We start from the raw sequence: 14,238 nt of genomic DNA on the forward strand, positions 1-14,238 counted from the left end.
AAAGAAATAGTGTGTTGTGTATACCGTATTATAAACAATGGCAAAAATACTGTCACAACTGACACCATAAAAATAAGCTATTGATATATAAGAAAAATAACGTGACAGCTACTACTGACACCATAGTGTCACCACTGGAACAATATATACATGTATGATCGTTAATACTGTTCCCCTCTCTTAACACTTCAATCTCACCAGCGCCATCCTTCAATTTTCACACACCTTCATTTTGTGAGGACTTGATCAGTCAATTTCTAGTAAGCCTCATTTAACCTCATTTAAAACACTTTAATTTTCAACAACTTGAATAAGACAAATTGTTTCCATACATTAAAATCATACTAGTCTAACAATGGCACCCACTATGGAACATTTAATCAAATTACGTCGAGAGCTAGACGAGAAACGCTCACAGATGAAAGAGATCCTTTCTAGTGCTGAAACTGAGAGTCGTTCTCTTAATCAAGCAGAGAAAACCCAGTTTGACGAATTACGCGCTCAAGCTGATGACCTAAAAGAAACCATTACGCGAGTGGAAACGCTTGAAGCTGAAGAAATGCGCTCACTAAGCGATGGTTCAGGAAACCAGGATAAAGCAGCACCAACAAGTGAAGAATTGCGCAGTTTACTTGCTGATGGTGTTGTGACAGAGCGAGCGATGACAACCGTCAACACTGGCGAAGTAATGATCCCCGAAGTAACACGCAACATCATGCGTTTACTGAAAGAAGATTCCCCGATTCGTCGTTTAGCAAATCACCACACAACCAGCGTTCATCAATTTGAAATCCCTGTTCAAATGTCAAAGGCAACCGTTGAGCGTGTATCTGATGAAACAACAACCCGCAATGGTACAGACACACCGACATTAGACATGGCTCAGATCACACTGGGTGAAGTTTCAGCATTGCCGAAAGTGTCAAACCGATTACTTGATTTAAATTCAGGTTTCGACATTGAAGGTTTTGTCAATGGTTCCGTGGCTGATGCGTTCTCAGAAGATGAAAACGCCCGTTTCGCCGATGTATTGAACAATGCTACCGAATCAGCAGACGCCTTTGACACCATTGGAACAATTAACACCCAATCATTAACCACCCTTACCAATATCGACGAGCTACGCGATTTTACTAAAAAGCTACCGCGTAAGTATCGTAAACACGGCTCATGGTTAATGACTGAATCACAACTGACTGAACTTGAGAAATTAAAAGACGCTGACAATAAACCGTTGATTGGCTCTATTGAAGGTTCAGGAGTATCAACTCTATTTGGTTTTGCAATCGAAGTGGATGACAACCTAACGGCAGATACTTTTTATTTCGGTGACTTCTCACGTGGAATGGCTGTAGTTGATCACACAATGGGCGTTTATCACCAAGTAGACAAGATCACCGAGAAAGGCCAAACCAAATTCCACAGCTACATCTACAGCGGTGCTGGCCTAGTCGACCCTCATGCAATGCTGAAAGGTAAGCTATCAGCCTAATCCACACAGGTTGATAGTTTTCGGGGGGCAGCTTTTCCTGAATCCGGAGCTGTCCCCTTTTTTTAAATTCAAAGGCACCCACTATGGAATTGAGAGCATCAACAATTAAATCAGAATCAGGGCAATTGGTCGGAAAAGCTATTGCTTTTGGTTCTCAATCGCATGATCTAGGCGGTTTCGTGGAAATCATTGAACCGGCAGCATTTGATAATCATTTATCAACTAACCCCGATGTCAGAGCGTTATACGAACATGACGGTAAAGAGCTATTAGGACGCACCACCAGTGGAACATTGACCATTAACAAGCGTTCAGATGGTATTCACGTCGAAATTGACCCACCATCGACTCAAGCAGGTAACGACTGCAAAGAACTAGTAAAACGTGGCGATATTAACGGGATGAGTTTCGGTTTTGTAGCGATTCGAGACCGTTGGGACTGGAACGCACAGCCCGTACCTGTTCGACATGTACTTGAAGCAGAACTACGAGAAGTAACCGTGACGGCCACCCCTGCTTATGAAGCGTCAAGCGTTGTATTGCGTTCACTAGCAGACCATAAACGTGAGGGAACAGACCTCAACGAATTATGGCTACAGTATTTAGAGGTCTGATTATGCTTGGGTTATTCAAACGAAAAAAAACGGAAGAACGAGCGTTAACACTAGAACAACTAGAGCGCATGTTTTCACATAGTACCAGCACAGGTATTGCGGTAAATGCCGACAATGCACAATCAGTAAGCGCGGTATTCAGCGCAATGAGCTTTATATCAAAACAAGTTGCAGGTTACCCAATCACCAGTGACAACCCTGGCACAAGTGTTTTACTCAGCATTTCACCAGACACACTACAAGCTATCACTGCATATCAGTGGCGTATCAGCACAATGCTGAACCTGCTAGCCAATGGTAACAGCTACTCTCGCATCCACTGGGACCGAACAGGACAAGCAGAGCGCATCGAATTTCTAGCGAGTAATCGTGTAACTAATATTATCGAAGCCAATAAGCTAAAAGGCTACAGAGTCGACGGTTACCCCGTACCTACACACAGCGTATTACATTTTCGTATCAACTCGTTAGATGGACTGACAGGGCGATCCCCTATCACGGTTTGTCGTGAATCTATTGGTGAAGCGATTAAGCAGAATCAAGTTTCAGGTGAACAGCTAAAGAGTAGCTTTAAACCTAATGCAGTGATCGAGGTAGAAGGGGCTTTCAACGATAAAACGGCTCTCATGCGATTTAAAGAGCGAATGAACGCCAGGGAAAAAGGCGGTTTATTAATGCTTGAAAAAGGCATGACCATGAAAACCGTTTCTGTTTCGAATGCCGATATGGAATTCATTGAAAATCGTAAATTTTCAGTCGATGAAGTCGCCCGAATGTTCAACCTGGACAAAATCTGGTTACAAAACAGTGGAACCGGTGCGAAATACGACGAAGTAAACGCAAGCCAAAAATCCCTACTAACTAACACTATTCATCCATATCTGAACGCTATCGAATCAGAGTTAAAGCTAAAACTCATTGATGCGTCAATAAAATTCAACCTGTCAGAGATTCAAAGGCTAGATGTAAACACCCGTTATGAAGTTTACGCAAAAGCAATCGAAATGGGACTACTGACCCCCGAAGAAGTAAAAGAGCGTGAAGGTCTAATATGATTTTCCGTTGCAATGATTGTGGCAGACGAATAGCAGAATCAGATAAAGGGCGGTGCTCACAACATCGCCGCGAGTATAACCGAGTATCAGATCGCAACCGCAACAGAAAAAATCACTCAGCACAGTATGGTTATGAGTGGCAGAAAACCAGAGCGTATATGAGAGCTATTTACCCGTTATGTTTGAACTGTTTTCTCAATGACAGGCTGACACTTGCTGATGAAGTAGATCATATTCGCAACCTAAACGATGGTTCACAGTTTACCGACATCCACGGCCATGAAAATTTAGCCCCTTTATGCAAAAAATGCCACACGTGGAAAACATACAACATCGACCCATTGCCAAGAAATTCACCAACCCTAAGACGATGGATCAAACATATGAACACAGCCAAGAGGAAATTTAATAATGGCTAGAATGAGACAACCACAAAACAAACCATTGCTAGGTAAATCAGGGATGAAAATGTGGCGACGTTATGCGCCATTATTGCCAAATCAAGCAACTGAATCAGACTGGGATTTATTAGAAAACTATTGCTTACAGTTTGCTATGAATCAACAGTCAGCCTCAGAGATACAAGAACAAGGCTCAACAGTAACCAATGGAGCAGGAACACGAGTTCAGAACCCTGCTAACGCTATGTTTAACGCAACCAGTAAGCAAATTGTTGTATTAGCTAAAGAGTTGAACCTTACAGCTCTATCACAACACCGTAACCAGTTAGAGAGCGAAGAAGATGACGGATTCGACGCTTAACTATCATCAATATGCGCTAGACATACAACACGGGGTAATCCCTGCATGTAAATCTATGCTTAAAACTGTAGAGCGTTATTTTAATGACCTACAGCGTAATGACATTTATCTGGATGTTGATGAAGCTAAACGAATCATTCATTTTTGCTCGTACGTCACCCACTTTAAAGGACCATTAGCTGGCCAACCCTTTACTATTGAACCGTGGGAAGAATTCATTTTAATCAATGCAATTTGCTGGAAGTGGTCAAGCACTGGTTTGCGCCGGTTCCGTGAGGCGTTTATTTTAGTTCCACGTAAGAACGGAAAATCATTTCTGTCATCGATAGTCGCTAACTACTTCCTACTAATGGAACAAAAGCAACAAGACATTGCTTGCTATGCCATGAACGCACAACAAGCAAGAATTGTGTTTGATGGTGCAAAAATGATGGTGACACAAAGTAAGGCAATGAAAAGGCGAAGTGTCATAAACGCCCACAAAATGACCCATGTTAAAAGTAATAGCCGGTTTGAACCCGTAAACAGTAAAGCTGGCGGTCAAGAAGGACGTAACGACAGCATCATCATTTGCGATGAATTACATACTCACCCTAATAGCGACATGTTTGACGTAATGTCGCTAGGAACAGCAGCCCGACCAGAATCATTACATTTCATCATAAGCACCGCTGGAACCGACACAATCAGTTTTTGCAAACAACTTTATGACCAATTTAAAACCTACACCCCCGACACTACATTTACAGCAATTTATGAACTCGATGAAAAGAAAGAGGTTGAATACCCGTCAACATGGATCAAGGCAAACCCGAATCTGGGTGTTTCTGTCCACTCGCAAGAAATAAGCGACACCATAGAAAAAGCCAGGGCAATTCCTCACCGATTTAGTGAGGTATTAACTAAGCGTTTCAATCTATGGACACAAGGGGAACAACAGTTCATAGAACAAGACGACTGGAACAAGTGTTTTAAGCCTAAGGAACACAAACCGAGTAACACACTACCTGTAATAATTGGCATCGACCTTTCCAGTGTTAGCGATATATCCGCTTTATGGTGTGTCCAGCCTACGGGAAAAACAGGTGAAGTTCGAGTATGGGGTAAGTGTTATTTACCTGAACGAGCACTGGAACGAGGACGCAAAAACGCTGACATATATAAGCAATGGGTAAAAAGAGGATGGTTAACGATTGCCGGTGATCGAACCATTGATTATGAATACATCGAAAAAGAAATTCATCACCTAGCTGAACAATATCAAGTAATCAGTGTTGCTTTTGACCCGTGGAACAGTAACCAAATGTTGACCCGTCTTGAATCTGAAGGCGTACCCGTTGAGAAAGTAAGACAAGGTTTTATTACCCTATCCCCTGCCACTAAAGCCTTACAAACCGCAGTTATTCAAGAAAAAGTTATTCATGATAATAACCCTATTCTGAATTGGGCAATAGAGAACGTAACCCTTTCCAATGACGCAGCGGGGAACATCAAACCAGACAAGCAACGCAGCCACAACAAAATAGACCCAGTAGCAGCACTTATTAACGCCTATCACGTGTGGGGACTTGAAGAAGAACAGCAGACATTAACCGGGGAAGTGTTCACAATGGAATGGTGACATCCAAATAATCACATGATTTATTTTAATGTGGGATATGGGTGGGATAGAACGACAAAGCCCCGACAACTCATTGAATTATCGGGGCTTTTTGAATAAATGGCACGCCCTGTAGGATTCGAACCTACGACCACATCCTTAGAAGGGACGTGCTCTATCCAGCTGAGCTAAGGGCGCGCTACAAGGAAAGGATTATACGAGTTCAAATGGGTAAATCAACGGCTTTTCGTAACATTATGTTCTGAGTGCCTAAAAAAAGGACACCAAGCAAGATTATGTTTAAAATCACCACAAAGCAAACGTTTGCGTATGGATGTTAATTTGAATTTCTGCGACAATGCGCGGCAAATAATTTGCCTTCTTAATATATAAGGAAAGTCATGACTGCTCAAAATATAGACGGAACTCTCATTTCCCAAACTGTTCGCTCCGAAGTTGCTGCACGTGTAAAAGCGCGTGTTGAGGCGGGCTTACGTGCTCCTGGTCTTGCAGTAGTTTTAGTTGGTGAAGATCCAGCTTCTCAAGTTTATGTTGGCAGTAAACGCCGAGCATGTGAAGAAGTTGGCTTCATTTCTAAGTCTTTTGACCTTCCTGCTACCACGACAGAAAAAGAGTTACTTGCTCTCATTGATGAGCTGAATAACGATAACCAAATCGACGGTATTTTAGTTCAATTACCACTGCCAGCGGGCATTGATAGTACGCATGTTCTAGAGCGTATTCACCCTGAGAAAGACGTCGATGGTTTCCATCCGTACAACGTTGGTCGCCTTGCTCAGCGCATTCCTAAACTGCGCTCATGCACGCCGAAAGGCATTATTACCCTGCTCGATCGTTACAATATCAATTTGCGTGGTAAACACGCTGTGGTTGTGGGTGCATCAAACATCGTTGGTCGCCCAATGACGCTAGAGCTGTTGCTTGCAGGTTGTACCACCACAACGTGTCACCGCTTTACCAAAGATTTAGAGCACCATGTTCGTCAAGCTGATGTGGTTGTGGTTGCGGTAGGCAAACCGAACTTCATCCCTGGTGACTGGATTAAGAAAGGTGCTGTGATTGTGGATGTCGGCATTAACCGTTTAGACTCAGGTAAATTGGTTGGCGATGTGGAGTACGATAAAGCGCGTGAGCACGCAAGCTTTATTACGCCCGTTCCAGGTGGTGTTGGCCCGATGACGGTCGCTAGCCTGATTGAGAATACCATGTTGGCGTGTGAGCAGTTCCATACCGACAAGTAATGCCCTGTCTTATGTCTTAAATAAGTCATGAAACAAGACATTGAAATAAAGAAGGCTCCTCGCGGAGCCTTTTTAGTAAATGTCTTGTAAATATAGCACTCGAGGTTATTTATCGAATTGTGTCCGCTAAGTGACTTACCGCCAATGCAAAGTAATAAGAACGATTCCACTTCATTAGCACGTTGTAGTTGTTGTACACCAAGTAAGTACGGCCATTTTCGTCATCTGGCATGATTAGCCATGCTTTGATGTCTTCATCGAGTGTTGGCAATGGACTACCGTCGTACTTAGTGATACCCAGTTTGCTCCACTCTTGCAGGTACTTACCTTTTTCTTCCGTGCGGCCTTCTAATTCACGATCAATGCCATGTGGCACTTTCACCTGACGTCCCCACGTGTAGCTGTCATCCCAACCGGATTGACTCAAGTAGTTGGCTGTCGAAGCAAACACGTCAGCTTCGGTTTTCCAAATGTCCTTCTTACCGTCACCGTTGCCATCCGCGGCAAAGCGAAGGAAAGAGCTTGGCATGAACTGACACTGTCCCATCGCCCCCGCCCATGAGCCTTTGAAGTTGTCTAGATCGATGTGGCCTTGGTCAAGGATTTGCAATGCAGCCATGGCTTCGCTGCGGAAGAACTCTTCACGGCGACCTTCAAATGCCATCGTCGACAGTGCATCAATGATGCGATAATTACCCGTGAATTTACCGAAGTTACTTTCTACGCCCCATAGAGCGACAATAAAACGCGGCTGCACGCCATAAGTATCGCCAATGCGCTTTAACTCTGCGTAATGCTCTTTATACAGGCTACGAGCTTGTTTCACCTTCCAATCTGGTACAGCACGAGGAATATATTCATCTAGCGTTAGCTTCTTCTCTGGCTGATTACGATCCGCTTTGACCGCTCGAGGTTTGTACTCAACATTCGCGAACGCAGCACTGATCACTTGTTCAGAGATGCCTTTTTCACGCGCTTCTGTACGTAGTTTCTGTAAATATTCTTCAAAACCCTCACTACTTGCGTAAGCCGAGGTACACACACCAACACTGAGCAACGTTGCCAGTAACTTTTTCATATTGACTCCTTGAGCAAATCAGAAGCTCTTCGCAAGCCAGCTTACTGTTCGCCTTTTTGCTGAGCTTTTTGTTCTTTGTATTGTTCTAATAAGTTTTCCGGCGGAGGCGGAAGTTGTAGAAAAAAACCTTCGCTTTGTAATGACGTTTTGACTTTCTCTATGTCAACTTGTGCCAATGTACGGCCATCAAGTTTAATCGTCATGACAGCGATAGGCTTACCGAACATCTGCATCAAGGTGTCAGGAACCTGTGAAAAATCATCCTTTTTAGGGATATAGAGGTAAGCACCTTCTTTTTTTGCGCTTTTATAAATAGAACAAAGCATGACACGCCTTTTATGCTGATTTTGCCGCTTTTACAACGGACTGAGTTGAAAACGTCAAATTCTCGCAAACTAAACAAAAAATTTGAGATTAATTCGCTTATTTACCTTCGAGAGAACTTGCTGCGTTAAAGGATGAAATATAACATGACAGACCTAGTTTAAGGCAACGCTCTTTCAATAAAGGCAAGAAGTCCACGATGACCCATTCACCAGACCTTAAAGGTAGCAGTTTTACTTTGTCAGTTTTACACCTTTCTGACAACAAGATCATAAACACTGTCGAATTTTTGCAAGAAAAAGTGTCTCAAGCACCCTCTTTCTTTCAATCCGCGCCTTTAGTTATCAATATAGCAAAAGTCGCTGGCGACATTGATTTCACCGCCCTTAAACAAGGTATCGCAGATGCGGGCTTTATCCCGGTGGGTGTCACAGGTTGCAAAGATAAGCAGGTACAAAAACTTGCTTCAGAAGCAGGCTTTGCCATTATGTCTGCAAGTAAATCGGCAAGCCAAGAGGCAAAGAAGCAGAAAGTGGCGACAAATGTAGAATCGCTGAAAAACGCAGAACCGGTGAAAAAGGCATCAACGAAAACGGCACCCGCGAAAATTGTTCGTACGCCGATTCGTTCAGGGCAACAAATTTATGCGAAAGATGGCGATTTAATTGTGCTATCACATGTAAGTGCAGGCGCAGAAGTGATTGCCGATGGCTCAATCCATATCCATGGTACGTTACGTGGCCGCGCAATTGCGGGAGCAAACGGCCAACAGGAAGCGCGGATTATTTGCCACGATTTACAAGCAGAACTGGTTTCCATTGCAGGGAATTATTGGTTAAGCGATCAAATTAAGAGTGAGTATTGGCAAAAGAAAGTCATGATCAGTAAAGCAGATGAATCATTACATCTAGAGACGCTCACGATTTAATCTAAAAAGGAAAAAAAATGGCACGCATTATTGTAGTAACGTCTGGTAAAGGTGGCGTTGGCAAAACCACTTCAAGCGCAGCCATCGCCTCAGGCTTGGCTCTTAAGGGTAATAAGACTGTGGTGATCGATTTCGATATCGGTTTGCGTAACCTCGATCTTATCATGGGTTGTGAACGCCGTGTTGTTTATGACTTTGTTAACGTCATTAACGGTGAAGCGACGTTGAATCAGGCGCTGATCAAAGATAAGCGTACTGACAATCTGTTCATTCTCCCTGCTTCTCAAACACGTGATAAAGACGCGCTCACCAAAGATGGTGTGCAGCGCGTGTTCAATGAACTGGGTGATATGGGCTTTGACTTTGTCATCTGTGATTCACCAGCAGGCATCGAGCAAGGTGCATTAATGGCACTGTACTACGCCGATGAAGCGATTGTAACGACCAACCCTGAAGTCTCTTCTGTTCGCGACTCTGACCGAATCTTAGGTATTTTAGATTCTAAGTCACTGCGCGCCGAGCAAGGGCTAGAGCCTGTCAAGCAGCACCTGCTTTTGACTCGTTACAATCCTTCACGCGTAAACCAAGGCGAAATGCTGAGCGTGGAAGACGTCGAAGAGATTCTTCATATCCCACTATTGGGTGTGATCCCAGAAAGCCAGGCGGTACTGAATGCATCAAACAAAGGTGTACCTGTTACGTTTGACGAAAACACCGATGCTGGTATGGCGTATTCCGACACGGTTGATCGCTTATTAGGCAATCAGGTTGAGTTTCGTTTCCTTACTGAGGAGAAGAAAGGATTATTTAAACGACTGTTCGGAGGCTAGACATGTCACTATTAGAATTTTTCCGCCCACAAAAGAAAAAATCGGCAAGCCTAGCAAAAGAGCGCTTGCAAATTATTGTGGCAGAACGCCGTAGCCAAGATGACCCTGCGCCTTCTTACTTGCCTCAGCTAAAAGAGGACATTCTTAAGGTGATTGGCAAATACGTTGATATTGATCCGAACATGGTTGATTTGTCGTTTGAGCATAAAGATGATGACATCTCTGTACTTGAGCTAAACGTGAAACTGCCAGACGACGAGAAATAACCGCTCGAAACGTTCGACAGCGAATGTCAGTACTATCCCGAACGGCATAAAAACAGAACGTGCATACAAAACGTGCAAAACAGAAAAAGGTTGCAACAGGCCAACCTTTTTATTTGCTATCACTTATTTTCTACAACTTGTATTATTTCAGTGCTTTACTCATCTTCTCACCGAGAAGTTCAAGACGCCAACCTTGCATTAAATCTGGGAGCTGAGCAGGGTCACGGTCCTTCTTCCATACCCAACTGATAAGTTGGTTGATCTGCTTTTTAGAAGCTAAAAACTCCGTCGCTAGCCCTGATTTCTGTGACGCGCTTTTCACCAAGTCTTTCATATTTTTGAACACCTGCTTGTAACCGGGGTAGTCCATAAGGCGCTCTATTTTATCCGGATACTCGTCAGCAGGGGTCTGCTTGGCCTTTTTGACAAGTGCAGAGATTTTTGCCCCATGGCGATTGATAGCACGCACATCCATCCCTTCCGCTTCCATCTGACCAGGAGTGGTTAACCCTAGACGAGCGACGGTGAGCAAGTCGCCTTCTTTGAACACAAAGTTCAACGCAAGATCCCGCTTGATAGCTTGGCGATACCGCCAGGTTGCGAGCGGCTTTAAGATGGCTAACTCCGAAGGCTTTAGCTGCCATGCCCCTTTAATATCGCGATAGACGTTGTCTTCGTCCACATCACGGATACGCTTGGTGACCAGCAAGTCACTTTCTTGCTGTACCGCATCCCACCAACCCGTTTCGGTAACTTTATCAAAAAGTTTTTCATAAAGCGGCAGTAAGTAGTACACATCTGCTGCCGCGTAGTCTAACTGCTTTTGGCTAAGAGGCCGCGCCATCCAATCGGTACGTGATTCACTTTTATCCAGTTCCACGCCCAAGTACTCTTCTACTAGAGTCGCAAACCCTGTAGATAAACCATAACCAAGAAATGCCGCCATAAGTTGGGTATCGACCATAGGAAATGGCGTACAGCCAAACGCATTTTGAAACACTTCCAAATCTTCACCGCATGCGTGCAGTACTTTCAGTACCGACGTGTCTTTCAATAACTCTACAAACGCAGACATGTCCGTCAATTCTGTTGGGTCGATCAAAGAAAGGTTTTTGCCGTCGAAAAGCTGAATCAAACCTAGTTGTGGGTAGAAAGTCCTAACACGAACAAACTCAGTATCGAGCATCACGACGTCTGCATCTCTGGCTTGAGCACAAACTTCTTCTAGGTCTTTGTTTTTATTAATAATGTTATAATTCACACGCTTCTCGCTATAAAAAATGCCAGCAAAACGCTGGCATTCTAACATTTTTTACTCAATGCGACTTAACAAATCGGCTTACGCACTTTTCTTTTCAGCGTTTTCTGTTTGTGTTGATTCCGCTTTCTTTGCGAGCTGAGCATCATTTTCTTCACGAAGCACACGACGTAGAATTTTACCGACATTGGTCTTAGGTAACTCTTCACGGAACTCAACCAGTCTTGGCACTTTATACCCCGTGAGGTGCTCACGACAATGTGCAATCACTTCGTCTTTGGTGAGGCTCGGGTCACGCTTCACAACATAGATTTTTACTAATTCGCCAGAGACTTCATGTGGCTGGCCAATCGCTGCGACTTCCAGCACTTTACCATGCATGGCAACGACATCTTCAATTTCATTCGGATAAACATTGAAGCCAGAGACTAAGATCATATCTTTCTTACGGTCAACGATATGGAGGAAACCTTCGTCGTCAAATTTAACAATGTCACCAGTGGATAGCCAACCGTCTTTATTAATCGTGTCTTTAGTCGCTTCTGGTCGCTGCCAGTAACCTTGCATAACCTGAGGGCCGCGGACTTGTAACTCGCCAGTTTCACTATTCGCCAAGACATTGCCTTCTTCGTCAACAATGCGAACTTCTGTTGAAGGAACAGGTAAACCGATCGAACCGTTATATTCAGTTAAGTCATGTGGGTATGCAGCCACCAGCGGCGAGCACTCCGTTAGGCCATAACCTTCGAGAAGATAGCAGCCTGTCGTCTTGAGCCAACTTTCAGCCACAGCACGCTGAACGGCCATCCCCCCGCCCACAGCTAAACGCAGGTTACTGAAATCCAACTCGTGGAAATCTTCGTTGTTAACCAGTGCATTGAATAATGTATTAACCCCCGTAATAGCGGTGAATGGGTGCTTTTGTAATTCCTTAACGAAACCTGGAATGTCACGAGGTTGGTGATTAACAAATTTCGTCCGCCCATCTCAATAAAGAGTAAGCAGTTTACCGTTAATGCAAACACGTGATACAGCGGTAATGCTGTGACCACCATCTCTCGGCCCGGTGTGAGTACCGGTCCGTAAGCCCCTTTCGCCTGCAATACATTGGCGATCATATTGCTATGTGTTAGCACTGCGCCTTTCGCCACCCCCGTCGTACCACCGGTGTATTGTAGAAAAGCGATGTCATCTCCCGACATAAACGGTTTCACGTATTGTAAGCGACGCCCTTTACGGATCGCCTTACGCATCGAAATGGCACCTGGTAGGTCGTATTTGGGCACCATGCCCTTGATGTATTTCACAACAAAATCGACAACCGTTCCTTTTGCTCGTGGCAGCATTTGACCAAGGCTGGTCAGCACTACGTTTTTCACTGAGGTATTATCGACAATTTGCTCGAGCGTATTGGCAAAATTAGAAACGATAACAATGGTCGTCGCACCAGAGTCATTCAACTGGTGTTCAAGTTCACGAGGCGTGTAAAGTGGATTGACGTTCACCGCGATACAACCCGCGCGCAATGCCCCAAACAGAGCCACAGGGTATTGAAGCAGGTTTGGCATCATAAGCGCTACACGATCACCTTTTTGCAACTTTAACTCGTTTTGCAAATAGGCAGCAAATGCACGGCTACGTTCTTCCAGTTTACGGAAGGTCATCACCGAGCCCATGTTCATAAATGCTGGCTGGTCGGCGTACTTTTGGACTGACTGCTCGAACATCTCTACCAAAGACTCATATTGCTCTGGATTAATGGTTTCAGGTACGTCACTTGGATAACGTGAAAGCCATGGTTTATCCATGATCTTGCTCCTCGATTATAGCTGGCGAATCTTAGCGCCCTTTTATTATGGGGCTATTACAACACAGCAAACGTGCTTGAGCACGTAACTCTCAAACACTTGTTTAAATTTTGTTAACTACGCCAAGAATTCTCTCTGCCACCTTGAGTATTTGCTCTAAATGACAGTGATGACCACCTGAGACAGAGATCACTTGAGGTGGATTCTCTCCCCAATTTACTTGGCTGGATGGTAAATTCTGAAACCCGTGGTCGCCCAATATGATCAAATGAGGGCAACGTATTTGGCTCGTTATCGCATTCGCATGCGCTTGTGCCATTCGGTACAGTGAAGCACACTTTAACCGAGTATCGTGACGCCAATACCATTTGCCTTCACGACACACGGTTCCGCGCTTGACGATGGGTAAAAGCTGGTCTGCAGTCAAACGATTAGCCTGCATGCGCAGTTTTAACGCCAGTTCAAAAGAAGCAAGGCTTCGCTCTGGTTTGCTTTGTTGACGATGCCGACTTAACACACCATCACGCAGACGCTGTACGCTGTTCGAAGGTGATTCAGCAAGTGGCCCTGCCCCTTCAATTTGTACTAACGCTTCAACCTGTTCAGAAAACGCTGCACTATAGCAACTTGCAATTAAAGCACCAAGCGAATGACCAACTAAAACCAGTCTATTTGGTAACAATTCGTACAAAAATTGATGTAAATCGGCGATATAGTCGTGAAAGGGGTAATAATTGTCATGGGATTTATGGCTCGATAACCCATGACCATAGAGATCAATCGCAATCAGATGAAGGTTGGGATTAAGCTGATGCAATTGCTCCATCAGCACTTGAAAACTACCCGCATTGTCTAACCACCCATGAATAAAAACGACTGACAAGTCAGCCGTTTTTTCATTTCCAATTTCAAGGGCGGACATTTTCCCAGCAGGTAGGTCAAATAGGCGCTCACGCATTTA

At 44.3% G+C, this 14,238-nt stretch carries 14 protein-coding genes, 1 tRNA gene and 1 pseudogene; 10 read left to right on the top strand and 6 right to left on the bottom strand.

The annotated features are described in order from the left end of the window. Positions 1-367: 367 nt before the first annotated feature. From SU60_RS02855 to SU60_RS02880, 6 genes are all read left to right on the top strand, one after another. Positions 368-1,492, top strand: coding sequence for a phage major capsid protein (locus SU60_RS02855; RefSeq protein ID WP_041154223.1), 1,125 nt, complete (start codon positions 368-370; stop codon positions 1,490-1,492). A gap of 83 nt (positions 1,493-1,575) precedes the next feature. Further along, positions 1,576-2,106 (top strand): HK97 family phage prohead protease, encoded by a 531-nt coding sequence (locus SU60_RS02860; RefSeq protein WP_041154224.1) that lies wholly within the window; start codon positions 1,576-1,578, stop codon positions 2,104-2,106. A 2-nt stretch (positions 2,107-2,108) separates the two neighbouring features. Next, complete coding sequence (locus SU60_RS02865) at positions 2,109-3,161, top strand: phage portal protein (RefSeq protein WP_041154225.1); 1,053 nt, start codon at positions 2,109-2,111, stop codon at positions 3,159-3,161. A gap of 158 nt (positions 3,162-3,319) precedes the next feature. Then, a complete protein-coding gene (locus SU60_RS22840; RefSeq protein WP_164833026.1) occupies positions 3,320-3,580 on the top strand; it encodes an HNH endonuclease in 261 nt (86 codons plus the stop codon). Beyond that, positions 3,573-3,923, top strand: a complete 351-nt coding sequence (locus SU60_RS02875) for a P27 family phage terminase small subunit (protein ID WP_041154227.1) — start codon at positions 3,573-3,575, stop codon at positions 3,921-3,923. Before SU60_RS22840 ends, SU60_RS02875 begins: the two co-directional genes overlap by 8 nt. Then, the gene (locus tag SU60_RS02880) at positions 3,904-5,544 is read left to right on the top strand and encodes a terminase large subunit (RefSeq protein WP_052481469.1); all 1,641 of its coding nucleotides are present in this window, start codon (positions 3,904-3,906) and stop codon (positions 5,542-5,544) included. Before SU60_RS02875 ends, SU60_RS02880 begins: the two co-directional genes overlap by 20 nt. A gap of 100 nt (positions 5,545-5,644) precedes the next feature. Here the strand turns inward: SU60_RS02880 and SU60_RS02885 are convergent. Next, a tRNA-Arg gene (locus tag SU60_RS02885) sits at positions 5,645-5,721 on the bottom strand. A 203-nt stretch (positions 5,722-5,924) separates the two neighbouring features. Between SU60_RS02885 and folD the strand changes: the two genes are divergently transcribed. Next, on the top strand, positions 5,925-6,785 hold the full coding sequence (gene folD / locus SU60_RS02890; RefSeq protein ID WP_041154228.1) for a bifunctional methylenetetrahydrofolate dehydrogenase/methenyltetrahydrofolate cyclohydrolase FolD: 861 nt from the start codon (positions 5,925-5,927) through the stop codon (positions 6,783-6,785). Positions 6,786-6,894: 109 nt separating this feature from the next. On the opposite strand, the gene SU60_RS02895 is transcribed toward folD, so the two are convergent. Together SU60_RS02895 and SU60_RS02900 are read right to left on the bottom strand one after the other, a co-directional pair. Further along, the gene (locus SU60_RS02895; RefSeq protein WP_041154229.1) at positions 6,895-7,863 is read right to left on the bottom strand and encodes a lytic murein transglycosylase; all 969 of its coding nucleotides are present in this window, start codon (positions 7,861-7,863) and stop codon (positions 6,895-6,897) included. 41 nt (positions 7,864-7,904) lie between these two features. Further along, entirely contained in the window at positions 7,905-8,189 is a 285-nt protein-coding gene (locus SU60_RS02900; protein ID WP_041154230.1) for a YcgL domain-containing protein, read from the bottom strand. Positions 8,190-8,386: 197 nt separating this feature from the next. On the opposite strand from SU60_RS02900, the gene minC reads away from it, so the two are divergent. The 3 genes from minC to minE are packed head-to-tail and all read left to right on the top strand — an operon-like array spanning position 8,387 to position 10,211. Beyond that, the gene (minC, locus tag SU60_RS02905; RefSeq protein ID WP_041154231.1) at positions 8,387-9,115 is read left to right on the top strand and encodes a septum site-determining protein MinC; all 729 of its coding nucleotides are present in this window, start codon (positions 8,387-8,389) and stop codon (positions 9,113-9,115) included. A 17-nt stretch (positions 9,116-9,132) separates the two neighbouring features. Beyond that, positions 9,133-9,945, top strand: a complete 813-nt coding sequence (gene minD / locus SU60_RS02910) for a septum site-determining protein MinD (protein WP_041154232.1) — start codon at positions 9,133-9,135, stop codon at positions 9,943-9,945. Positions 9,946-9,947: 2 nt separating this feature from the next. Then, positions 9,948-10,211 carry a cell division topological specificity factor MinE gene (gene minE, locus SU60_RS02915; protein WP_041154233.1) on the top strand — a complete coding sequence of 88 codons (264 nt, stop codon included), beginning with the start codon at positions 9,948-9,950 and terminating at the stop codon, positions 10,209-10,211. A gap of 142 nt (positions 10,212-10,353) precedes the next feature. Here minE and rnd read toward each other — a convergent pair whose 3' ends face one another. The 3 genes and pseudogenes from rnd to SU60_RS02930 all read right to left on the bottom strand — a co-directional run bounded on the left by rnd (position 10,354) and on the right by SU60_RS02930 (position 14,235). After that, a complete protein-coding gene (gene rnd / locus SU60_RS02920; RefSeq protein WP_041154297.1) occupies positions 10,354-11,472 on the bottom strand; it encodes a ribonuclease D in 1,119 nt (372 codons plus the stop codon). Positions 11,473-11,550: 78 nt separating this feature from the next. Then, positions 11,551-13,277, bottom strand: a pseudogene (fadD, locus tag SU60_RS02925) (long-chain-fatty-acid--CoA ligase FadD). 103 nt (positions 13,278-13,380) lie between these two features. Beyond that, positions 13,381-14,235, bottom strand: coding sequence for an alpha/beta hydrolase (locus SU60_RS02930; protein ID WP_041154234.1), 855 nt, complete (start codon positions 14,233-14,235; stop codon positions 13,381-13,383). Between the last annotated feature and the right edge of the window lie 3 nt (positions 14,236-14,238).

The sequence above is a fragment of the Vibrio mytili genome (assembly GCF_000830505.1).
In the GTDB taxonomy this organism is placed as follows: domain Bacteria; phylum Pseudomonadota; class Gammaproteobacteria; order Enterobacterales; family Vibrionaceae; genus Vibrio; species Vibrio mytili.

What these genes read in the sequence shown, in the direction of transcription:
- SU60_RS02855 (WP_041154223.1), top strand. Translation starts at nt 368, where the DNA reads ATGGAACATTTAATCAAATTACGTCGAGAGCTAGACGAGAAACGCTCA.
- SU60_RS02860 (WP_041154224.1), top strand. Translation starts at nt 1,576, where the DNA reads ATGGAATTGAGAGCATCAACAATTAAATCAGAATCAGGGCAATTGGTC.
- SU60_RS02865 (WP_041154225.1), top strand. Translation starts at nt 2,109, where the DNA reads ATGCTTGGGTTATTCAAACGAAAAAAAACGGAAGAACGAGCGTTAACA.
- SU60_RS22840 (WP_164833026.1), top strand. Translation starts at nt 3,320, where the DNA reads ATGAGAGCTATTTACCCGTTATGTTTGAACTGTTTTCTCAATGACAGG.
- SU60_RS02875 (WP_041154227.1), top strand. Translation starts at nt 3,573, where the DNA reads ATGGCTAGAATGAGACAACCACAAAACAAACCATTGCTAGGTAAATCA.
- SU60_RS02880 (WP_052481469.1), top strand. Translation starts at nt 3,904, where the DNA reads ATGACGGATTCGACGCTTAACTATCATCAATATGCGCTAGACATACAA.
- folD (WP_041154228.1), top strand. Translation starts at nt 5,925, where the DNA reads ATGACTGCTCAAAATATAGACGGAACTCTCATTTCCCAAACTGTTCGC.
- SU60_RS02895 (WP_041154229.1), bottom strand. Translation starts at nt 7,863, where the DNA reads ATGAAAAAGTTACTGGCAACGTTGCTCAGTGTTGGTGTGTGTACCTCG.
- SU60_RS02900 (WP_041154230.1), bottom strand. Translation starts at nt 8,189, where the DNA reads ATGCTTTGTTCTATTTATAAAAGCGCAAAAAAAGAAGGTGCTTACCTC.
- minC (WP_041154231.1), top strand. Translation starts at nt 8,387, where the DNA reads ATGACCCATTCACCAGACCTTAAAGGTAGCAGTTTTACTTTGTCAGTT.
- minD (WP_041154232.1), top strand. Translation starts at nt 9,133, where the DNA reads ATGGCACGCATTATTGTAGTAACGTCTGGTAAAGGTGGCGTTGGCAAA.
- minE (WP_041154233.1), top strand. Translation starts at nt 9,948, where the DNA reads ATGTCACTATTAGAATTTTTCCGCCCACAAAAGAAAAAATCGGCAAGC.
- SU60_RS02930 (WP_041154234.1), bottom strand. Translation starts at nt 14,235, where the DNA reads ATGCGTGAGCGCCTATTTGACCTACCTGCTGGGAAAATGTCCGCCCTT.